This window comes from Arthrobacter sp. YC-RL1 (assembly GCF_001454985.1).
Taxonomy (GTDB): domain Bacteria; phylum Actinomycetota; class Actinomycetes; order Actinomycetales; family Micrococcaceae; genus Glutamicibacter; species Glutamicibacter soli.
The window spans coordinates 3344582-3368191 of sequence record NZ_CP013297.1; the positions used below are offsets into that span (position 1 = coordinate 3344582).

General features: G+C 56.7%; 6 protein-coding genes, 3 tRNA genes and 7 rRNA genes. 3 read left to right on the forward strand and 13 right to left on the reverse strand.

The window, feature by feature from the left end; genetic code table 11:
- Positions 1–149: 149 nt before the first annotated feature.
- The gene (locus ATC04_RS15405) at positions 150–1019 is read right to left on the reverse strand and encodes a thioredoxin domain-containing protein (RefSeq protein WP_047118269.1); all 870 of its coding nucleotides are present in this window, start codon (positions 1017–1019) and stop codon (positions 150–152) included.
- Positions 1020–1439: 420 nt separating this feature from the next.
- Here ATC04_RS15405 and ATC04_RS15410 point away from each other — a divergent pair, with 420 nt between their 5' ends.
- From ATC04_RS15410 to ugpC, 3 genes are all read left to right on the forward strand, one after another.
- Positions 1440–2885 (forward strand): trehalose-6-phosphate synthase, encoded by a 1446-nt coding sequence (locus ATC04_RS15410; RefSeq protein ID WP_047118268.1) that lies wholly within the window; start codon positions 1440–1442, stop codon positions 2883–2885.
- 49 nt (positions 2886–2934) lie between these two features.
- On the forward strand, positions 2935–3714 hold the full coding sequence (gene otsB, locus ATC04_RS15415) for a trehalose-phosphatase (RefSeq protein ID WP_047118576.1): 780 nt from the start codon (positions 2935–2937) through the stop codon (positions 3712–3714).
- A gap of 66 nt (positions 3715–3780) precedes the next feature.
- A complete protein-coding gene (ugpC, locus tag ATC04_RS15420) occupies positions 3781–4842 on the forward strand; it encodes a sn-glycerol-3-phosphate ABC transporter ATP-binding protein UgpC (protein ID WP_047118267.1) in 1062 nt (353 codons plus the stop codon).
- Positions 4843–5004: 162 nt separating this feature from the next.
- Here the strand turns inward: ugpC and rrf (ATC04_RS15425) are convergent.
- The 12 genes from rrf (ATC04_RS15425) to rlmB form a co-directional block, all read right to left on the reverse strand.
- Positions 5005–5121: ribosomal RNA gene (gene rrf / locus ATC04_RS15425) — 5S ribosomal RNA — on the reverse strand.
- Between the two features lie 716 nt (positions 5122–5837).
- A 5S ribosomal RNA gene (rrf, locus tag ATC04_RS15430) occupies positions 5838–5954 on the reverse strand.
- Between the two features lie 155 nt (positions 5955–6109).
- A 23S ribosomal RNA gene (locus tag ATC04_RS15435) occupies positions 6110–9248 on the reverse strand.
- A 580-nt stretch (positions 9249–9828) separates the two neighbouring features.
- Positions 9829–11354, reverse strand: a 16S ribosomal RNA gene (locus ATC04_RS15440).
- The 16S, 23S and 5S rRNA genes sit together here, the layout of an rRNA operon.
- Before the next feature lie 1543 nt (positions 11355–12897).
- Positions 12898–12970, reverse strand: a tRNA-Glu gene (locus ATC04_RS15445).
- A gap of 46 nt (positions 12971–13016) precedes the next feature.
- Positions 13017–13088, reverse strand: a tRNA-Gln gene (locus tag ATC04_RS15450).
- A 208-nt stretch (positions 13089–13296) separates the two neighbouring features.
- A tRNA-Pro gene (locus ATC04_RS15455) sits at positions 13297–13373 on the reverse strand.
- Between the two features lie 109 nt (positions 13374–13482).
- Positions 13483–14889, reverse strand: a complete 1407-nt coding sequence (locus tag ATC04_RS15460; RefSeq protein ID WP_047118265.1) for an FAD-linked oxidase C-terminal domain-containing protein — start codon at positions 14887–14889, stop codon at positions 13483–13485.
- 1655 nt (positions 14890–16544) lie between these two features.
- Positions 16545–16661: ribosomal RNA gene (gene rrf / locus ATC04_RS15465) — 5S ribosomal RNA — on the reverse strand.
- Between the two features lie 154 nt (positions 16662–16815).
- Positions 16816–19954, reverse strand: a 23S ribosomal RNA gene (locus ATC04_RS15470).
- A 580-nt stretch (positions 19955–20534) separates the two neighbouring features.
- A 16S ribosomal RNA gene (locus ATC04_RS15475) occupies positions 20535–22060 on the reverse strand.
- Between the two features lie 577 nt (positions 22061–22637).
- Positions 22638–23585 carry a 23S rRNA (guanosine(2251)-2'-O)-methyltransferase RlmB gene (gene rlmB, locus ATC04_RS15480; RefSeq protein ID WP_047117919.1) on the reverse strand — a complete coding sequence of 316 codons (948 nt, stop codon included), beginning with the start codon at positions 23583–23585 and terminating at the stop codon, positions 22638–22640.
- Between the last annotated feature and the right edge of the window lie 25 nt (positions 23586–23610).

The following is a 23610-nucleotide window of genomic DNA, read 5'->3' on the forward strand; positions in this document are numbered from 1 at the left end:
AACCCAGCCACTGTGCGAATTGAGCCCGTCGCCGTTTTAAATGCCGGAGGGGAGAAAGCCGTCGCTGGCTTTCTCCCCTCCGGTCTTGGCGCGAGATCAATATGGAATTCTACCCGATCCGCATCCGTTCTCCGCCGACCCGAGCGGATTTACTTCTTGTTCGCCTCGATGGCTGCGTTCACCACGGTCGGGAAATCGTCCTTGGCCAGATCCAGGACCTTGCCCTGGACCACCAAGGTCGGGGTGCCGCTTACGCCGTCGTACTTGGCCACGTCGGTCGTGTACTGGACGAACGGACGGAAGGTGCCGTCTTCGATGCAGCTGGTGACCTTGTCGCTGGCACCGGCGGCGATCGCCATCTCGGCCAGCTGGGCGTTCTTCATTTCACCCTGCTGGTAGTGGCCCCAGATCGCGGTCACGAATGGCATGTACGCTGCCGGGTTGTCGTTGGCAACGCAGGCCAGCGCATTGGCACCGCGCGAGGAGAAGTTGGTCGGCGAGCCGCCGTCGAGGTATCCGACGTTGCGGTAGTCCACGGTGATGTCGCCGGCCGCCAGCCACTCGTTGATCTGCGGGCCATAGGTGGCCTCGAAGTCCGCGCAGTGGACGCAATTCACGTCGGCGTACATGGTGATATTGACCGGTTCGCCCTTTTTCCCCACGGTCAGGTCGCGGGGTTCCGGGGTTGCCGGTTGCTGGGCAGGGACTTCGAGGGACTTCACGTCGACATTCTCCACGGTGCGCTCACCCAGGGTGGTCGGGGAAGTGACCAGAATGCCGCCAGCGGCGTTGCCGCCCGCAGGAACGGCGCCGGAATCGGCAACCTTGGCATTGTTGTTCTGCACGATCAGGGTAACTACCAGGGCGATCACAAGGATCACGGCACCCAGCACGCCAAGCTTGACGAACAGCGACTTGCGCTTGGCGGCTGCTTCCTGTGCGGCGCGCATCTGCGAAGCCTTCTCGCGGGCGCTTGCCGTACGCTCAGCCTTCGACGGCCGCGGATTATTCGTAGACATAAATTTAATGGTTCCTTGCTCAGCGGAATACTGTCATCTGCAATCAAGTTTAGCCAATGCCGGGACCCGGTCTACCTAGTTCATTGATAATCCCGCACCTTCACAGGAGGCGCATATACTCCTCAAATTGCCGCCAAAGCCCGGTCTTAAGCCACATAGCGCGTCCGGTGGAATTGTTGCATCAGGCAGGCCTCGATACACGACTGTGCTTGACCAGTTCAATGTGGTTGTTTACGTCACTATCGGAGTAAATCCTGAACATAATTCCGTTGACCCTGATATTTCACTAGGCTCAAGGCATAAGTCAATGAACTTGCAGGGCAGGGATTCGCACCAATCCAGGGATCGCTAAACGGCCGGTTTGCAGGTTGAAGGTTAAGCCAGGAGTTTGTCGTGAGTAGCTCGATACAAGATGGCCACATGGCTAGTACATCCGACTTCGTCGTTGTTGCCAATCGCTTGCCGGTTGACCGGGTCACAAACCCGGACGGCACCCAGGGATTCCAGCGCGCACCCGGAGGACTGGTCACCGCACTGGAACCCGTCATGTCCGCTTCGGAAGGAGCATGGGTTGGCTGGCACGGCGGAATTGATGAAGAGCTGGACAGCTTCGACAAGGACGGTATCCATCTGGTGCCGGTGCCGCTAAGCGAAGACGACCTCGAGCTCTACTACGAAGGTTTCTCGAACTCGACTCTGTGGCCGCTCTACCACGACGTCATCGTTCCGCCGTCGTACCACCGCACCTGGTGGGACAGATACCAAAAAATCAACCAGCGCTTTGCCGACGCGGTGCTGCGGATCGCGGCGCCCAACGCCACGGTGTGGGTGCACGACTACCAGTTGCAACTAGTGCCGCGTCTGCTGCGCTTGGCCCGTCCTGACCTCAAGATCGGTTTCTTCCTGCATATTCCCTTCCCCGCCGCGAGCTTGTTCGCGCAGCTGCCGTGGCGCAAGCAGATTTTGCAGGGTTTGGCCGGTGCCGACCTGGTCGGTTTCCAGCGCGAAACCGACGCGACCAACTTCCTGCGAAGCCTGCGCCGATTCACGGACTACCAAACCAAGGGACGTGAGGCGACCCCTTCCTTGGACAACGACCTGCAAAATATCTGCCGCGCCGACGCCCACCCGATCTCCATCGACTATGAACAGATCCAGCGGCTGTCCCGGGATCCGCAGATCATTGCGCGAGCCGCGCAGATCCGGCATGAATTGGGAAACCCGAAAACCATCATGCTCGGCGTGGACAGGCTGGACTACACCAAGGGTATCCGCCACCGGCTCAAGGCCTACGGCGAGCTGCTGGCGGACGAACAGCTCCACGCCGGCGAGGTATGCCTGATCCAAGTGGCAAGCCCCAGCCGCGAAAACGTCGGTTCGTACATGGAACTGCGCGATCAGGTAGAACTGATGGTCGGCCAGATCACCGGCCAGCACGATACGCTCAGCCACACTACGCTGCGCTACCTGCACCATTCCTATCCCCTGCGCGAAATGATTTCCCTGTACCTTGCGGCAGACGTCCTGCTGGTCACTGCCTTGCGCGACGGTATGAACCTGGTCGCCAAGGAATACGTGGCAGCGCACCAGGACGGGCGGGGCGTGCTGGTGCTCTCCGAGTTCACCGGCGCCGCCGACCAGCTGACCCAGTCGGTGCTGGTCAACCCCCATGACATTGACGGCATGAAGGTCAAGATCATGGAGGCAGTCAACATGGACGAGGCCGAACAGGCCAAGCGCATGAAGCGCATGAACCACCATCTGGAGGAATTCGACGTGGCCGGCTGGTCTGATCGTTTCCTGTCGGAGCTGGCAGACATCAACTCGAAATCCGTTCCGGCCAAGGAGAATGTTGCCCGCACCTAACTTGCCGCAAACCGCCGAAACTACCGCCCCCGAAGGATGGCTTAAGCACGTGTCACCTCTTTCGCCGCAGCTCTCCGCTGCGCTGCAGGATTTCGCCCGCCATCCCCGGGTGCTGGTCGCGCTCGATTTCGATGGAACGCTCTCACCGCTGGTCGACCGGCCGCAGGATGCCAGGCCGCTGCCCGAATCCGCTGTGCTGGTGGAGCAGCTGGGACGAATGGCCGGCGTTTACACCGCGGTGATCTCCGGACGCAATCTGCAGTCCCTGGCCGAGGTGTACCCGGAGCCGCTGCCGGCCATCCGCATCGGGTCCCACGGGGCCGAACGGCTGGTCCCCGAGCAGTTCTCGAACGGCTGGTCCGACGCGCCGCTCAGCCTCGACCAGACGCAGCTGCTGGGCACCCTGACCGGCCGGCTTCAGGCGATCGCGGACAGGCACGAGAACGTGAACCTGGAATTCAAGCCCTCGGCCACCGTGCTGCATGTCCGCCAGGCCAGCCCTCAGGCCGCGCAGGCGGCCATGGCCGAAGCGCTGGAATCGCTGCAGGAGCTGGAGGGCGTCAAGCTGATGTCGGGCAAGGCGGTGCTTGAAGCCTCGGTGCTCAACGCCCACAAGGGCGAGGCGCTGGCTTGGCTGCGCCGCACCCTGGATGTCCAGTCGGTGCTCTTCATCGGAGACGACGTCACCGATGAAAACGGCTTCAAGGTGCTGACCGAAAACGACCTCGGAATCAAGGTCGGCAGCGGGGACACGGCGGCGACGCAGCGTATTGATTCCCCGTTCGATATCCCGGACCTTTTGAAAAGTTTGATTTCCATGCGAAACTAACGGTGTCCCAATTCACTTTCACTTAGGATCGTCGGGCACGTACCTGCCCGTGAAAGGATTGTCGTTATGGCAACTGTGACCTTTGATAAGGCCACCCGTATTTACCCGGGCGCTCTTGTGCCATCCGTCGACGGAATCGACCTGGAGATCGCCGACGGCGAATTCCTGGTTCTGGTCGGCCCCTCGGGTTGCGGCAAGTCAACCACCCTGCGCATGCTTGCCGGCCTGGAGGAAGTCAACTCCGGCCGCATCCTCATCGGCGACAAGGACGTGACCAACGTTCCGCCGAAGGACCGCGACATCGCCATGGTCTTCCAGAACTACGCGCTCTACCCGCACATGACCGTCGCCGAGAACATGGGCTTCGCCCTGAAAATCGCCGGCGTCGACAAGGTCGAACGAGCCCGCCGTGTGAAGGGAGCCGCGCAGCTTCTCGATCTGGAGCAGTATCTAGACCGCAAGCCGAAGGCCCTCTCCGGTGGCCAGCGCCAGCGTGTGGCCATGGGCCGTGCCATCGTGCGCTCCCCCCAGGTCTTCCTGATGGATGAACCGCTGTCGAACCTCGATGCCAAGCTGCGGGTCCAGACCCGTACCCAGATCGCGTCGCTCACCCGCCGCCTGGGTGTCACCACCGTGTACGTGACCCACGACCAGGTCGAGGCGCTGACCATGGGCGACCGCGTCGCGGTGCTCAAGGACGGTGAATTGCAGCAGGTCGGGACTCCCCGCGAACTGTACGACCGTCCGCGCAACGTCTTCGTTGCAGGCTTCATCGGTTCGCCAGCCATGAACCTCGTGCAGCTGGAAGCGAGCAATGGCCAAGTAGAGTTCGGCAATACCGTCCTGAGCGCGCCAGGCGCTGCAGGCGGCACTACGCTGGGCATCCGACCTGAAGACATCGAGTTCGTTGGCGAAGGCGAGGGTGTGGAGATCACCATCGACGTCGTCGAAGAGCTTGGCGCCGATGCCTATGTCTACGCAACCGCCGAGCTGGCAGGCCGCCCGCAGACCATCGTTGTCCGCGTCGATGGCCGCACCCCACCGGCCCGTGGCCAGCGGCTGAACATCGCACCGAAGCTGCAGCATGTGCACCTGTTCGATACGGAAACCGGTCTGCGACTTGGCTAGTCCGCAAAGACTCTGACGCATGACCAAGGGCTCGGATCCATGAGGATCCGAGCCCTTGGTCATCGTCGGCATCTCCGGCGGCTGCTGACCCAGCCTCACTACCCTTATCGACTTGTTAAACATCGAAGGCCCCGAGATATCTCGGGGCCTTCGGCACATTGTGCCCGGCGATGACCTACTCTCCCACACCCTCCCGAGTGCAGTACCATCGGCGCAGTGGGTCTTAGCTTCCGGGTTCGGTATGGGACCGGGCGTTTCCCCCACGCTATGATCGCCGTAACTCTAACCCGCACAGCTTGGCCGTGGGAAAACTACGGTGTCATTCGCGATTGCGACAACTCCATAACTATAGCAGGATCTCCGCCCTCCGCGCCAATCGAGGAACTCTTTCGGCAACGTGGCCTTCGCCATAGATGCTTTCTGGCGATCTAAGCTTCCAGAAGGCCTCAGACGCCAGTCTCCGGCCACGATACAGCGCCTGGCAATCCCATGCCGGTCCGGCTCTGGATTGGAGCTTGAGAGCGGCGTGGGTGCGCGCCAGCGGCAGCGCAGATGGTTTGCCATGTACCCAGGAACGGCAAAGCCAGCACAACTACGCAGTGAAGCAAGGATGGGTGAAGTCTGCTACCACCACTGCCGCTGCGAGCCATTCATCCCAATGGCGGCAAGCACGAAGGCCGTGAAAGGACTAGCGATTCGAAATCAGGGGTTTTGTTGTGGTCCGGGCTCTTCCCCGCTCCGCAGCCAACCGCACCGCGCCGCGGCCCCGGCAGCGCTCCCCTTGCCCACGCCATCCCCACGGTGCCGGCCGCAGGACAGCACCCCAAACCGCCCAGAAGGCACCGCGCCACCACCGAAAACCCCCGCTTAAACAGAAAAACGGGGAGCCACCGCTCCCCCCGCCGGCCACCCAGCCAGGCCAGGCGCCCAAGCACCGACCGGGTTAAACAGCAGAAGACCCCAACACTGTTGGAGCCTTCCACTTCTCAAGTTAAGTCCGGCGGTGACCTACTCTCCCACACCCTCACGAGTGCAGTACCATCGGCGCAATGGGCCTTAGCTTCCGGGTTCGGTATGGGACCGGGCGTTTCCCCCACGCTATGACCGCCGTAACAATCACGAAGCACACAAACCAACCATGGTGGTCCGGTGGATTCGTCCTGGCAAAGTCTCTTACTTTTTGTGGTTCGAGGTTGTTGTCTCGTAACCGCATAGTGAACGCGAACAATCAGAAAAACGTATTTTGTCGACACACTGTTTTGATAGTGTGTTGTAAGCCATCGGCCTATTAGTACAGGTCAGCTACACAAGTCTTTGGTCCTTGCTTCCACATCCTGCCTATCAACCCAGTAATCTAGCTGGGGGCCTCACCCACACACAGTGGATGGAAATCTCATCTCGAAGCAGGCTTCCCGCTTAGATGCTTTCAGCGGTTATCCCTTCCAAACGTAGCTAATCAGCGATGCACTTGGCAGTACAACTGACACACCAGAGGTTCGTCCGTCCCGGTCCTCTCGTACTAAGGACAGCCCTTCTCAAATTTCCAACGCGCGCAGCGGATAGGGACCGAACTGTCTCACGACGTTCTAAACCCAGCTCGCGTACCGCTTTAATGGGCGAACAGCCCAACCCTTGGGACCTACTCCAGCCCCAGGATGCGACGAGCCGACATCGAGGTGCCAAACCATGCCGTCGATATGGACTCTTGGGCAAGATCAGCCTGTTATCCCCGAGGTACCTTTTATCCGTTGAGCGACGGCCCTTCCACGAGGTGCCGCCGGATCACTAGTCCCGACTTTCGTCCCTGCTCGAGCTGTCACTCTCACAGTCAAGCTCCCTTGTGCACTTACACTCAACACCTGATTGCCAACCAGGCTGAGGGAACCTTTGGGCGCCTCCGTTACATTTTAGGAGGCAACCGCCCCAGTTAAACTACCCATCAGGCACTGTCCCTGAACCAGATCATGGTCCGAAGTTAGGTGACCGGTACAGCCAGAGTGGTATTTCAACGATGACTCCACCCGAACTAGCGTCCGAGCTTCACAGTCTCCCACCTATCCTACACAAGCTGCACCGAACACCAATACCAAACTATAGTAAAGGTCTCGGGGTCTTTCCGTCCTGCTGCGCGTAACGAGCATCTTTACTCGTACTGCAATTTCGCCGAGTTCATGGTTGAGACAGCGGGGAAGTCGTTACTCCATTCGTGCAGGTCGGAACTTACCCGACAAGGAATTTCGCTACCTTAGGATGGTTATAGTTACCACCGCCGTTTACTGGGGCTTAAATTCTCAGCTTCGCACACAAGTGTGCTAACCGGTCCTCTTAACCTTCCAGCACCGGGCAGGAGTCAGTCCGTATACATCGTCTTGCGACTTCGCACGGACCTGTGTTTTTAGTAAACAGTCGCTTCCCCCTGGTCTCTGCGGCCCACACCCGCCTCCCCACCGCAAGGGTGGTTCACGGGGCAGGCCCCCCTTCTTCCGAAGTTACGGGGGCATTTTGCCGAGTTCCTTAACCATGATTCTCTCGATCGCCTTAGTATTCTCTACCTGATCACCTGTGTCGGTTTAGGGTACGGGCGGACTGGGACCTCGCGCCGATGCTTTTCTAGGCAGCATAGGATCACCGAATCACCCCACAAACGGGGCGCCTATCAGGTCTCAGAAACAATGAACAGCGGATTTGCCTACCGTTCTTCCTACACCCTTGGACCAGGTCAATTCCATTGCCTGGCTCGGCTACCTTCCTGCGTCACACCTGTTAATACGCTGACCTCACAACATCGGTTCCCACCACACCAACCAACAAGACACCTAAAAGGCATCAACGCTGGAATCCGTCATGGTTAGCATCCATTGCTCAGTATGGGCGGTCCTTCGCCGGTACGGGAATATCAACCCGTTGTCCATCGACTACGCCTGTCGGCCTCGCCTTAGGTCCCGACTAACCCAGGGCAGATTAGCTTGACCCTGGAACCCTTGATCATTCGGCGGACGGGTTTCTCACCCGTCATTCGCTACTCATGCCTGCATTCTCACTCGTGTGGCCTCCACCGCTGGTTTCCACCGCGACTTCACCGTCCACACGACGCTCCCCTACCCATCCAAACCACTGGACCACAAAGGCCAATGACATGTTTGAATGACGCAACTTCGGCGGTGTGCTTGAGCCCCGCTACATTATCGGCGCGGAATCACTTGACCAGTGAGCTATTACGCACTCTTTCAAGGGTGGCTGCTTCTAAGCCAACCTCCTGGTTGTCACAGCAACTCCACATCCTTTCCCACTTAGCACACGCTTAGGGGCCTTAGTTGGCGTTCTGGGCTGTTTCCCTCTCGACTATGAAGCTTATCCCCCACAGTCTCACTGCTGCGCTCTAACTTACCGGCATTCGGAGTTTGGCTAAGGTCAGTAACCTTGTAGGGCCCATCGCCTATCCAGTAGCTCTACCTCCAGCAAGAAACACGCAACGCTGCACCTAAATGCATTTCGGGGAGAACCAGCTATCACGAAGTTTGATTGGCCTTTCACCCCTACCCACAGCTCATCCCCTCCATTTTCAACTGAAGTGGGTTCGGTCCTCCACACGCTCTTACACGCGCTTCAACCTGGCCATGGGTAGATCACTTCGCTTCGGGTCTAGATCACGCCACTGAATCGCCCTATTCAGACTCGCTTTCGCTACGGCTTCCCCCCACGGGTTAACCTCGCGACGTAACACTAACTCGCAGGCTCATTCTTCAAAAGGCACGCCATCACAACCACAAGTGGCTGCTCTAACGGATTGTAAGCGCACGGTTTCAGGTACTATTTCACTCCCCTCCCGGGGTACTTTTCACCATTCCCTCACGGTACTGATTCACTATCGGTCATCAAGTAGTATTCAGGCTTACCAGGTGGTCCTGGCAGATTCACACAAGGTTTCACGGGCCCCGTGCTACTCGGGCATCCACACAAGAACGGCAGACACGCATTACACCTACGGGACTATCACCCTCTCTGGTCCGGCATTCCAACCGATTCACCTATACGCCTGCACCTCATCCCACCAGCGTAGATAGAACTGGTACATGTGGACCCCACAACCCCGATGATGCAACGCCTATCCGCTATCACACACCAACCGGTTTAGCCCCATCCGCGTTCGCTCGCCACTACTAACGGAATCACTATTGTTTTCTCTTCCTGCGGGTACTGAGATGTTTCACTTCCCCGCGTTCCCTCCACACAGCCTATACATTCAGCTGCAGGTCACACCACATAACATGGTGCGGGGTTCCCCCATTCGGAAATCCTGGCCTCAACGTCCGGTTATCGACTCCACCAGGCTTATCGCAGATTCCCACGTCCTTCATCGGCTCTTGATGCCAAGGCATCCACCGTGCGCCCTTAAAAACTTCAACACAAAACAAAGTTCTCAAAAATTGAGCTATAAAACAATCAACAAAATCACTACAAACAAGACTCAAACACCACACACACCCAGGACAGGCGCACACGGCTCATCTTGTCTGCAAGATGCTCGCGTTCACTATACAGTTCCCAAACAACAACCCCGCACCCCCAACCACAGCACCCCACACACCAGCCCCAAAAGGACCAGCCAGGACACCATGCCAGCAGACACAGGACAAACACCGAAACACCAAGCACCCAACCCACCAAACCCCGCAAAGGGACCAGGCGGCCAGGAGGCTTGTTGCCTCAAAACCCAACAGTGCACCAAACATTATCTATCGCATCACACGACCCATGCGCCCTTCCAACACCACCAACCCCACAAGAGGGCCGGCACTGCGTACTAAACCACACACGCCACACAACACAAACCATGCCAACACCCGAACCCCCGAAAACAACCACACGATCGCCCTCGAAAACCCGTTTCCCGGTGTTGAGTTCATTGACATTCCACCCTCGAGCAACCCACCTGCACCACACTCGGGCACAGACATGGGCAACCAAAACTGGTTAGCTCCTTAGAAAGGAGGTGATCCAGCCGCACCTTCCGGTACGGCTACCTTGTTACGACTTAGTCCCAATCGCCAGTCCCACCTTCGACGACTCCCCCCACACAAGGTGGTTAGGCCATCGGCTTCGGGTGTTACCAACTTTCGTGACTTGACGGGCGGTGTGTACAAGGCCCGGGAACGTATTCACCGCAGCGTTGCTGATCTGCGATTACTAGCGACTCCGACTTCATGGGGTCGAGTTGCAGACCCCAATCCGAACTGAGACCGGCTTTTAGGGATTAGCTCCACCTCACAGTATCGCAACCCATTGTACCGGCCATTGTAGCATGCGTGAAGCCCAAGACATAAGGGGCATGATGATTTGACGTCATCCCCACCTTCCTCCGAGTTGACCCCGGCAGTCTCCCATGAGTCCCCGGCATAACCCGCTGGCAACATGGAACGAGGGTTGCGCTCGTTGCGGGACTTAACCCAACATCTCACGACACGAGCTGACGACAACCATGCACCACCTGTGAACCAGCCCCGAAGGGAAACCCCATCTCTGAGGCGATCTGGAACATGTCAAGCCTTGGTAAGGTTCTTCGCGTTGCATCGAATTAATCCGCATGCTCCGCCGCTTGTGCGGGCCCCCGTCAATTCCTTTGAGTTTTAGCCTTGCGGCCGTACTCCCCAGGCGGGGCACTTAATGCGTTAGCTACGGCGCGGAAAACGTGGAATGTCCCCCACACCTAGTGCCCAACGTTTACGGCATGGACTACCAGGGTATCTAATCCTGTTCGCTCCCCATGCTTTCGCTCCTCAGCGTCAGTAAATGCCCAGAGACCTGCCTTCGCCATCGGTGTTCCTCCTGATATCTGCGCATTTCACCGCTACACCAGGAATTCCAGTCTCCCCTACATCACTCTAGTCTGCCCGTACCCACCGCAGATCCGAGGTTGAGCCTCGGACTTTCACGATAGACGCGACAAACCGCCTACGAGCTCTTTACGCCCAATAAATCCGGATAACGCTTGCGCCCTACGTATTACCGCGGCTGCTGGCACGTAGTTAGCCGGCGCTTCTTCTGCAGGTACCGTCACTTTCGCTTCTTCCCTACTGAAAGAGGTTTACAACCCGAAGGCCGTCATCCCTCACGCGGCGTCGCTGCATCAGGCTTGCGCCCATTGTGCAATATTCCCCACTGCTGCCTCCCGTAGGAGTCTGGGCCGTGTCTCAGTCCCAGTGTGGCCGGTCACCCTCTCAGGCCGGCTACCCGTCGTCGCCTTGGTGAGCCATTACCTCACCAACAAGCTGATAGGCCGCGAGTCCATCCCCAACCGATAAATCTTTCCACCCTCAACCATGCGGTCAAAAGTCATATCCGGTATTAGACCCAGTTTCCCGGGCTTATCCCAGAGTCAGGGGCAGGTTACTCACGTGTTACTCACCCGTTCGCCACTAATCCACCCAGCAAGCTGGGCTTCATCGTTCGACTTGCATGTGTTAAGCACGCCGCCAGCGTTCATCCTGAGCCAGGATCAAACTCTCCATAAAAAACAAAAAGCCACCACAACCCCACCGGAAAAAGACGGGACCACACGTGGTGATGAAATCCTGGCGAATAAAAACACTCGGAACAACACACGGGGGTGCATCATCCCAAGCAAAATGTTTCGTATTCACCAAACAAAAAATAATTTGGTATCAACAAACTTGGCACACTATTGAGTTCTCAAACAACAAACACTTACCGGTTCTCCGCCACCCCTATTCCAGGAGGCGATATCGTCCAGCGTTAGTTTCCGAAATTGCAAAACAAATCTTTTAGATCATTTGAATCTCGGGGATTTTCGCTTCGAATTCGGTTCAGATTTCATCGAACCTTGTTTCGGCGACAGATAAAAACTATACACACCTTTTTCGGCACTTACAAATCGTAGGGCTACTTTTCCGGGTGACTGTCGCCACAGGCATTAGAGGGCCGGTGCGCACGATAAGCAGTTACCCAATGCCGCCTGCTCTCCGGACAGGCTGCCGCGCCACACCAACGTGACAGCACGAGCTCCGGTCTGTGGAGAGCGCGGTTCCCTGCTTGCTGGATACTGCGGGCTCGGGGCCAGCCAGTCGAAATCTTGTAAGCGGTGTTCTCTCCGAATGCTGCCGGAGGTCACCGGCAGAACGGACAGCATGGCAATGGGCCTTATCCCGTCGACAGCATGAGCTGATGAAGCCAGCTACAGTTCATTGGGTTTCATAGCTGCCCGGTTCGATGTATGGGTTCACTCCTGGTATCCGTTGCGACGATGTCTTGATATCTGACGCTGCCAAGTTTCCGTGCAACCGCGGTGAGACTAAGCCCTAGGGCGACCTTCCCTCCTAAAACAAACCGCTTACCCAACGACAGCAATCCGGGATGGTTCCTGGCTAGTAGTCGCATCCGTGGTCCACTGATACAGCAGATGTCTTGCACCCTGTGTTGGACATGTCCGACGAGAGCAGTGTCAATGCCCGCCTGTTGACGTTCGCGGCGTCAAATTCAACGCAGACCAGAATCATATGACTTGTCACCCAATAAGCACGGACTAGCGGAGATGTCCATGAATCGATGGCTTGCTGACCGCACGTGCCTGGAACCCACTCGGATTTTCATACAGTCTGACCTCATCGGGAAACAAGGCCGGCTTGTAGTGCCGCCATCGATGTTCGGTCAATTAGTGGAACCATTCGTTGCCCCATAGGGCGTCGCCATACTGCTTTCGATTGCTGTCGGCCCAAGTGCGCAGCTCCTTATCCCAAGCTCTTGGCATGACCATGAACTTTGGGTCCAAGAAACTAGTCGGGCCCCAACGCATAGCTACTCCGCTTTGTACGCACCACAGGCCCAAGCCCTTATCCGGTTCTCATTGGTTCTGAAGCCAGCGTGGCGAATCTTGTGAATAGTGGGGTCTGGCCTTGGCTGTCCGGGCCAGACACACTTTGTGGCCTATAGCCCTACATTTTGGCCTCTAGCCCGGAGTCAAGAACTCTCTTCCTGCGGACGGACAAGAAGAACTGGTTAAACAAAAAACGCGGAACCGAAGTTCCGCGTTTAGATTTGTGACCCCAACGGGATTCGAACCCGTGTTGCCGCCGTGAGAGGGCGGAGTACTAGGCCGCTATACGATGGGGCCGTATGCTGAAGTTTCCTTCAGCTCACCGAATTGCTCCGGTGAAGCGCTGGGATACCAGGACTCGAACCTAGAATGACGGAACCAGAAACCGTTGTGTTGCCAATTACACCATATCCCAATATGACTTGGCCTCCGCCAGAATCAATTACCTAGGTAATGATCTTTTGGATGCCTTAGCACGAGATATAACTATACACAGTAAATCTGGATATCGCACATCCTGAGTAGCTTTTCGATAGTGATCTAAGACTCGCTGGCTGTTCAGCCTGCATTTGTGAGCTTCAGTTAAACAACAAGGAGGAATCCGAAGATTCCTCCTTGCGTTCTGGTCGGGATAACAGGATTTGAACCTGCGACCTCGTCGTCCCGAACGACGCGCGCTACCAAACTGCGCCATATCCCGTAATCAAGAACGTTTTTACTCTACACCCGGTTACCTCAGATCGCATAATCGAGGCTTCGATTCGATTGTCATCGTACGTATCTGTCGTAATAGAAGCGCTTGTCGCAGGCTATATCGCCTTGCCCGGGTTCAATATGTTCATTGGATCCAGCAGCCCCTTGATCTTTTGCTGCAATTCGATAACTTGGCTGGATTGCTCCCAGGGGAGCCAGTCTTTCTTGATGAGTCCGACGCCGTGCTCGCCTGTAATCGTGCCTCCCATTTCAAGGGCAATGCGAACGGACTCCTGCACAGCGCAGTCCAGTCGCTCCAGCGGGTTCGGCCCATCCGAGGGGTCGACGTAGAACGTCGGATGCAGGTTTCCGTCACCGGCGTGGGAAATCAGCCTCAACTGAACCTGTTCTTGCGTCGCGGCCTGTTGCACACGATGAACGTACTCAACCATGAGACTTTTGGGGACGGCTACGTCTTCACCAGTACGGTACGCATCGTCTCTCGCATCTCCACGGCTGGTGCGACGCATTTCAATGAGAGCCGTTGCAGATTCATCGCCGCTCTCGCTCAGCCGTACGGAGTCGTTCTTGAAGGTTTCACGAAGAACCGCTTCTTCTTGCTCTGCACCATATCCGTCTAGTCGAACGAGCAGCATTGCACCGCCACTGCCAGCATGAGCTGTCCCATACTGTGCGTCCAAGACCTTCATCGTTGCGTGATCGATCAACTCCAGAATCGCTGGTTGGATACGTGCCTTGGCAATCCTTTGGACTCCTTCGACAGCAACTTCAAGATCCTCGAAAACTAATGCGACGTCTCGTTCGTCAACGGGCAAATAACGAAGCCGTAGCACCGCGCGAACGATCACACCCAATGTTCCTTCGGAACCTGTGAACAAGGCTGTCAGATCATAGCCTGCAACGCCCTTGAACGTATTCTTTCCAACATGTATTAGGCTCCCGTCCGCCAAGACAACGTCTAGCCCAAGAACCGACTCCCGGGTGACACCGTACTTCGCGCAACGCAATCCCCCGGCGTTCGTCGCAATGTTTCCACCGATGGTCGACATCTTGTAACTTGCCGGATCCGGAGCGTACATCAGACCGAACTCGGAGACGGCAAGATTCAAATGATGGTTAATCACGCCGGGCTCGACGACCGCGACTTCGTCCTGAGGCCGAATCTCGATGATCCTGTTCATCTTGCTGAGATTCAGGATGATAGCTTCATCAGTGACATGGACGGCGCCCGATACGCCAGTACCAGCACCGCGGCTGATCACCGAGAGCCGGTGTTCACTGGCCAGCTGCATTAGTTCCTGGACTTGCCCAACTTTTGTTGGAAAAACGACAGCGAGTGGCATCATGGGCTCATCTGCCAGTTGGCCGAAATCTCTCGAATTTTCCATGAGCACGGAATCACTAACGGATACCATGCCTGCAGGAAATCTCGCCGTGAGCTCATCAAGCAATTTCTTATTACGTCGCATGCGTGGTCTGACTTCCTGGTCATTCGGGCTCATAGTTCAGACACTACATCTGACAGCGCCAGGAGCGACAGTAAGCGCCGACGAAAGGCTGCGGCAGGCGGTCGCGAACCGTGGCGCAATCATCTCTTTCTCGTCACTAGCCATATGAAAAGTCACCTATGCCCATTAGCGCTCCTCCATCAATGATGACGATTCCAGTCGTCAATGCGCATCGGATCACGGAAGCCGCTCCGTACGAGCCATGGCCGAGGCATCTAAGAAATCTACAGAGCTTACGACGAAACAGCGTTGTCATTTCACTCCGTCAGTGAATCGTCAGGCACTTTCCGCCACACGGTTATGCAGCTGATCGAACGGGTGCCGAGGTCCCGCCCGGGTCTGGATACTCTGCCAGGCTAAGACCATCGACGACCATCTGGGCATCGTCGAAGGCTTCGTTTAGGGAAAATGAGGCAAGGTCCGCGCCACCGCAATGCGCAAATGGCTGGCCGGCATCGGTTGCCACGATACGAGGTCGAGGCTCCTCGAGCCGCCGGCACGACGATGAAGGTATCGACTCAAGGAACACAGGTCCCAGCATGAGTAACTGCATGACTCAAGGGAGACTAAGCCATGCAAATGGCTGAAGCACGCGTACGCCGAGAACTTGTCGCCAACGGAACTCGCACGGCGCTGCTAAACGCGAGGCCGGACTAGCGCCATCACCAGATGTTGGTCCCCTGGCGGTTCGGGAAATATCCATCGCATACGTGTCCGTGGGTTGGAGCTTCCTCGCGATTGCTCTATCCAGGAGTATGCCCTGTGGGTATCGAAAAATCCGTGGTCGCGAAGCCTATGGCCGGCATCATGGAGTGCAATCCATTGGTCGTCACGTTCTCTGCCACGTTTTCTGTACAGAGGCCCGCATCAGCAATCGGGTGAACCCGTCAGGCAAGGACGGGCGGGAGAACTCCGCGCAAAACGCCCGTACCGGTCTATTGCCAACTGGCACCCGCTCCTACCCTAGAGTACTTGTTTTTCAACGATTCAGAAGCCTCGTGCGGCTCGATCATCGCCTTGGCGCTGTCAAGGGTATCGGGGCACTCCTCGTTTATCAGCAGCGATGCAGCCTCGGGTAATGACAACTTCGCCCAATCCCTTCGAGACGTTCGTCAACGAGTTCGGTGCCAAACTGAAGGTGCCTGCTCATGAGCGCAGAGAGAGCAGTTGAAAAGGACCAGCATTCGGTCCCGCGCCCGTTGACTTCTTCCTCCAGTGGCCAAAGACTCACTGTGGATTCTCAAGTGCTCAGGCGGAAGTCAAAACCTTTTCCTGGATCGGTAGGCATTACCGACCCGAACATGCCTGACGAATCGTGCCTATGCTGCTAGGACGTCAATATTCAGCATCTCTTGCCCAGGGGTTTTGTTGTGGTCCGGGCTCTTCCCCGCTCCGCAGCCAACCGCACCGCGCCGCGGCCCCGGCAGCGCTCCCCTTGCCCACGCCATCCCCACGGGGCCGGCCTCAGGACAGCACCCCAAACCGCCCAGAAGGCACCGCGCCACCACCGAAAACCCCCGCTTAAACAGAAAAACGGGGAGCCACCGCTCCCCCCGCCGGCCACCCAGCCAGGCCAGGCGCCCAAGCACCGACCGGGTTAAACAGCAGAAGGCCCCAACACTGTTGGAGCCTTCCACTTCTCAAGTTAAGTCCGGCGGTGACCTACTCTCCCACACCCTCACGAGTGCAGTACCATCGGCGCAATGGGCCTTAGCTTCCGGGTTCGGTATGGGACCGGGCGTTTCCCCCACGCTATGACCGCCGTAACAATCACGAAGCACACAAACCAACCATGGTGGTCCGGTGGATTCGTCCTGGCAAAGTCTCTTACTTTTTGTGGTTCGAGGTTGTTGTCTCGTAACCGCATAGTGAACGCGAACAATCAAAAATATCATTTTGTTGACACACTGTTTTGATAGTGTGTTGTAAGCCATCGGCCTATTAGTACAGGTCAGCTACACAAGTCTTTGGTCCTTGCTTCCACATCCTGCCTATCAACCCAGTAATCTAGCTGGGGGCCTCACCCACACAAAGTGGATGGAAATCTCATCTCGAAGCAGGCTTCCCGCTTAGATGCTTTCAGCGGTTATCCCTTCCAAACGTAGCTAATCAGCGATGCACTTGGCAGTACAACTGACACACCAGAGGTTCGTCCGTCCCGGTCCTCTCGTACTAAGGACAGCCCTTCTCAAATTTCCAACGCGCGCAGCGGATAGGGACCGAACTGTCTCACGACGTTCTAAACCCAGCTCGCGTACCGCTTTAATGGGCGAACAGCCCAACCCTTGGGACCTACTCCAGCCCCAGGATGCGACGAGCCGACATCGAGGTGCCAAACCATGCCGTCGATATGGACTCTTGGGCAAGATCAGCCTGTTATCCCCGAGGTACCTTTTATCCGTTGAGCGACGGCCCTTCCACGAGGTGCCGCCGGATCACTAGTCCCGACTTTCGTCCCTGCTCGAGCTGTCACTCTCACAGTCAAGCTCCCTTGTGCACTTACACTCAACACCTGATTGCCAACCAGGCTGAGGGAACCTTTGGGCGCCTCCGTTACATTTTAGGAGGCAACCGCCCCAGTTAAACTACCCATCAGGCACTGTCCCTGAACCAGATCATGGTCCGAAGTTAGGTGACCGGTACAGCCAGAGTGGTATTTCAACGATGACTCCACCCGAACTAGCGTCCGAGCTTCACAGTCTCCCACCTATCCTACACAAGCTGCACCGAACACCAATACCAAACTATAGTAAAGGTCTCGGGGTCTTTCCGTCCTGCTGCGCGTAACGAGCATCTTTACTCGTACTGCAATTTCGCCGAGTTCATGGTTGAGACAGCGGGGAAGTCGTTACTCCATTCGTGCAGGTCGGAACTTACCCGACAAGGAATTTCGCTACCTTAGGATGGTTATAGTTACCACCGCCGTTTACTGGGGCTTAAATTCTCAGCTTCGCACACAAGTGTGCTAACCGGTCCTCTTAACCTTCCAGCACCGGGCAGGAGTCAGTCCGTATACATCGTCTTGCGACTTCGCACGGACCTGTGTTTTTAGTAAACAGTCGCTTCCCCCTGGTCTCTGCGGCCCACACCCGCATCCGGAGAGCAAGTCTCCATCACGGGGCAGGCCCCCCTTCTTCCGAAGTTACGGGGGCATTTTGCCGAGTTCCTTAACCATGATTCTCTCGATCGCCTTAGTATTCTCTACCTGATCACCTGTGTCGGTTTAGGGTACGGGCGGACTGGGACCTCGCGCCGATGCTTTTCTAGGCAGCATAGGATCACCGAATCACCCCACAAACGGGGCGCCTATCAGGTCTCAGAAACAATGAACAGCGGATTTGCCTACCGTTCTTCCTACACCCTTGGACCAGGTCAATTCCATTGCCTGGCTCGGCTACCTTCCTGCGTCACACCTGTTAATACGCTGACCTCACAACATCGGTTCCCACCACACCAACCAACAAGACACCTAAAAGGCATCAACGCTGGAATCCGTCATGGTTAGCATCCATTGCTCAGTATGGGCGGTCCTTCGCCGGTACGGGAATATCAACCCGTTGTCCATCGACTACGCCTGTCGGCCTCGCCTTAGGTCCCGACTAACCCAGGGCAGATTAGCTTGACCCTGGAACCCTTGATCATTCGGCGGACGGGTTTCTCACCCGTCATTCGCTACTCATGCCTGCATTCTCACTCGTGTGGCCTCCACCGCTGGTTTCCACCGCGACTTCACCGTCCACACGACGCTCCCCTACCCATCCAAACCACTGGACCACAAAGGCCAATGACATGTTTGAATGACGCAACTTCGGCGGTGTGCTTGAGCCCCGCTACATTATCGGCGCGGAATCACTTGACCAGTGAGCTATTACGCACTCTTTCAAGGGTGGCTGCTTCTAAGCCAACCTCCTGGTTGTCACAGCAACTCCACATCCTTTCCCACTTAGCACACGCTTAGGGGCCTTAGTTGGCGTTCTGGGCTGTTTCCCTCTCGACTATGAAGCTTATCCCCCACAGTCTCACTGCTGCGCTCTGACTTACCGGCATTCGGAGTTTGGCTAAGGTCAGTAACCTTGTAGGGCCCATCGCCTATCCAGTAGCTCTACCTCCAGCAAGAAACACGCAACGCTGCACCTAAATGCATTTCGGGGAGAACCAGCTATCACGAAGTTTGATTGGCCTTTCACCCCTACCCACAGCTCATCCCCTCCATTTTCAACTGAAGTGGGTTCGGTCCTCCACACGCTCTTACACGCGCTTCAACCTGGCCATGGGTAGATCACTTCGCTTCGGGTCTAGATCACGCCACTGAATCGCCCTATTCAGACTCGCTTTCGCTACGGCTTCCCCCCACGGGTTAACCTCGCGACGTAACACTAACTCGCAGGCTCATTCTTCAAAAGGCACGCCATCACAACCACAAGTGGCTGCTCTAACGGATTGTAAGCGCACGGTTTCAGGTACTATTTCACTCCCCTCCCGGGGTACTTTTCACCATTCCCTCACGGTACTGATTCACTATCGGTCATCAAGTAGTATTCAGGCTTACCAGGTGGTCCTGGCAGATTCACACAAGGTTTCACGGGCCCCGTGCTACTCGGGCATCCACACAAGAACGGCAGACACGCATTACACCTACGGGACTATCACCCTCTCTGGTCCGGCATTCCAACCGATTCACCTATACGCCTGCACCTCATCCCACCAGCGTAGATAGAACTGGTACATGTGGACCCCACAACCCCGATGATGCAACGCCTATCCGCTATCACACACCAACCGATTTAGCCCCATCCGCGTTCGCTCGCCACTACTAACGGAATCACTATTGTTTTCTCTTCCTGCGGGTACTGAGATGTTTCACTTCCCCGCGTTCCCTCCACACAGCCTATACATTCAGCTGCAGGTCACACCACATAACATGGTGCGGGGTTCCCCCATTCGGAAATCCTGGCCTCAACGTCCGGTTATCGACTCCACCAGGCTTATCGCAGATTCCCACGTCCTTCATCGGCTCTTGATGCCAAGGCATCCACCGTGCGCCCTTAAAAACTTCAACACAAAACAAAGTTCTCAAAAATTGAGCTATAAAACAATCAACAAAATCACTACAAACAAGACTCAAACACCACACACACCCAGGACAGGCACGCACAGCTCATCTTGTCTGCAAGATGCTCGCGTTCACTATACAGTTCCCAAACAACAACCCCGCACCCCCAACCACAGCACCCCACACACCAGCCCCAAAAGGACCAGCCAGGACACCATGCCAGCAGACACAGGACAAACACCGAAACACCAAGCACCCAACCCACCAAACCCCACAAAGGGACCAGGCGGCCAGGAGGCTTGTTGCCTCAAAACCCAACAGTGCACCAAACATTATCTATCGCATCACACGACCCATGCGCCCTTCCAACACCACCAACCCCACAAGAGGGCCGGCACTGCGTACTAAACCACACACGCCACACAACACAAACCATGCCAACACCCGAACCCCCGAAAACAACCACACGATCGCCCTCGAAAACCCGTTTCCCGGTGTTGAGTTCATTGACATTCCACCCTCGAGCAACCCACCTGCACCACACTCGGGCACAGACATGGGCAACCAAAACTGGTTAGCTCCTTAGAAAGGAGGTGATCCAGCCGCACCTTCCGGTACGGCTACCTTGTTACGACTTAGTCCCAATCGCCAGTCCCACCTTCGACGACTCCCCCCACACAAGGTGGTTAGGCCATCGGCTTCGGGTGTTACCAACTTTCGTGACTTGACGGGCGGTGTGTACAAGGCCCGGGAACGTATTCACCGCAGCGTTGCTGATCTGCGATTACTAGCGACTCCGACTTCATGGGGTCGAGTTGCAGACCCCAATCCGAACTGAGACCGGCTTTTAGGGATTAGCTCCACCTCACAGTATCGCAACCCATTGTACCGGCCATTGTAGCATGCGTGAAGCCCAAGACATAAGGGGCATGATGATTTGACGTCATCCCCACCTTCCTCCGAGTTGACCCCGGCAGTCTCCCATGAGTCCCCGGCATAACCCGCTGGCAACATGGAACGAGGGTTGCGCTCGTTGCGGGACTTAACCCAACATCTCACGACACGAGCTGACGACAACCATGCACCACCTGTGAACCAGCCCCGAAGGGAAACCCCATCTCTGAGGCGATCTGGAACATGTCAAGCCTTGGTAAGGTTCTTCGCGTTGCATCGAATTAATCCGCATGCTCCGCCGCTTGTGCGGGCCCCCGTCAATTCCTTTGAGTTTTAGCCTTGCGGCCGTACTCCCCAGGCGGGGCACTTAATGCGTTAGCTACGGCGCGGAAAACGTGGAATGTCCCCCACACCTAGTGCCCAACGTTTACGGCATGGACTACCAGGGTATCTAATCCTGTTCGCTCCCCATGCTTTCGCTCCTCAGCGTCAGTAAATGCCCAGAGACCTGCCTTCGCCATCGGTGTTCCTCCTGATATCTGCGCATTTCACCGCTACACCAGGAATTCCAGTCTCCCCTACATCACTCTAGTCTGCCCGTACCCACCGCAGATCCGAGGTTGAGCCTCGGACTTTCACGATAGACGCGACAAACCGCCTACGAGCTCTTTACGCCCAATAAATCCGGATAACGCTTGCGCCCTACGTATTACCGCGGCTGCTGGCACGTAGTTAGCCGGCGCTTCTTCTGCAGGTACCGTCACTTTCGCTTCTTCCCTACTGAAAGAGGTTTACAACCCGAAGGCCGTCATCCCTCACGCGGCGTCGCTGCATCAGGCTTGCGCCCATTGTGCAATATTCCCCACTGCTGCCTCCCGTAGGAGTCTGGGCCGTGTCTCAGTCCCAGTGTGGCCGGTCACCCTCTCAGGCCGGCTACCCGTCGTCGCCTTGGTGAGCCATTACCTCACCAACAAGCTGATAGGCCGCGAGTCCATCCCCAACCGATAAATCTTTCCACCCTCAACCATGCGGTCAAAAGTCATATCCGGTATTAGACCCAGTTTCCCGGGCTTATCCCAGAGTCAGGGGCAGGTTACTCACGTGTTACTCACCCGTTCGCCACTAATCCACCCAGCAAGCTGGGCTTCATCGTTCGACTTGCATGTGTTAAGCACGCCGCCAGCGTTCATCCTGAGCCAGGATCAAACTCTCCATAAAAAAACAAAAAGCCACCACAACCCCACCGGAAAAAGACGGGGCCACACGTGGTGATGAAATCCTGGCGAATAAAAACACTCGGAACAACACACGGGGGTGCATCATCCCAAGCAAAATGTTTCGTATTCACCAAACAAAAAATAATTTGGTATCAACAAACTTGGCACACTATTGAGTTCTCAAACAACAAACACTCTCGACACCGCATCCCGAACCCAAAGGGTTCGAACTGCTTCGCTCCGGAGCAACTTTTCAAGCTTACCACCTCGTTGACCAGTGTCAACTCGACGTTCCAAGCCTGTTCGCTTCGCGTTGACTTCCCGTCCGTTTCCGTTCGGTCCGTGTCAGCGGCACGAGATAAAACTTTACACGCCCTGCGCCCCCACGCAAAATCGGCCTATTCCCCGGATAGGAGACGGGAATTCCGCATGATTCCGGGGATTTCCCCGCTCAAACAGGCTTAAATTCCCGGAATTATCCCAAAAAACATGTTTATGAAGCGGCTCACTTAGCGCAATAAGGCTGTAATCTGCGCATTTCAGTGCGCGGATTACAGCCTTATCGGTCAGGGATGCAGTTACTTGGCTTCTTCTGCACGCAGTCGCGAGACCTCGTACAGCGAGATGCCCACCGCCATCGACGCGTTCAGCGATTCCATGGCGGAGTTGATCGGGATCGAGACGATCGCATCGCAGTGCTCGCGGACCAGCCGGGACAGGCCCTTGCCTTCGGAGCCCACCACGATGCACAGCGGACCGGTTGCCAGTTCGAAGTTCGGCAGCTGCATGTCGCCGCCGGCGTCCAGGCCGATCACGAAGATGCCTGCGGCCTTGATTTCCTTCAGGGCATTGGTGAGGTTGGTGCACTTGGCCACCGGGACGCGGACTGCTGCGCCGGCACTGGTCTTCCAGGCCGAAGCGGTCATGCCGACGCTGCGGCGCTCGGGGATGATCACGCCGTCGGCGCCGAAGGCGGAAGCCGAACGCACGATGGCGCCCAGGTTGCGCGGATCGGTAATGCCGTCCAGGGCTAGAAGCAGCGGCTGCGCGGTGCGGTAGCCCTTTTCGTAGTCCTTGACGACCTTGGTCGCCAGCTGGACTGCATCCTTGTACTCGTACGAAGGGATCTGCAGGGCCAGGCCCTGGTGGATCGCTCCGTCGGTCATGCGGTCGAGCTCGGTCTTGGAGGCTTCCATCAGCGGGATGCCCTGCTCTGCGGCCAGCTTCAGGGAATCGCGGACGCGGTCGTCAACGTCGATGCGGATGGCAACGTGCAACGCCTTGGCCGGAATGCCGGCGCGCAGCGCTTCGACCACGGAGTTGCGCCCGGTGACGTATTCGGCGTTAACGCGGATGCGGTCGGTGCGCTTGTTCTCGGTCCGCTTGGCAGCCGAACGCTCGGCCAGCTGCTTGTTGCGGTAGGCCTTGTGGTACGGGCGGTCTTCCGCCTTGGGGGTCGGGCCCTTGCCCTTGAGGGAACTGCGTCCCTTACCGCCACTACCCTTGGTTGGGCCCTTCTTGCTCATCTGCTTGTCCTTTGGTTTGAAGTCG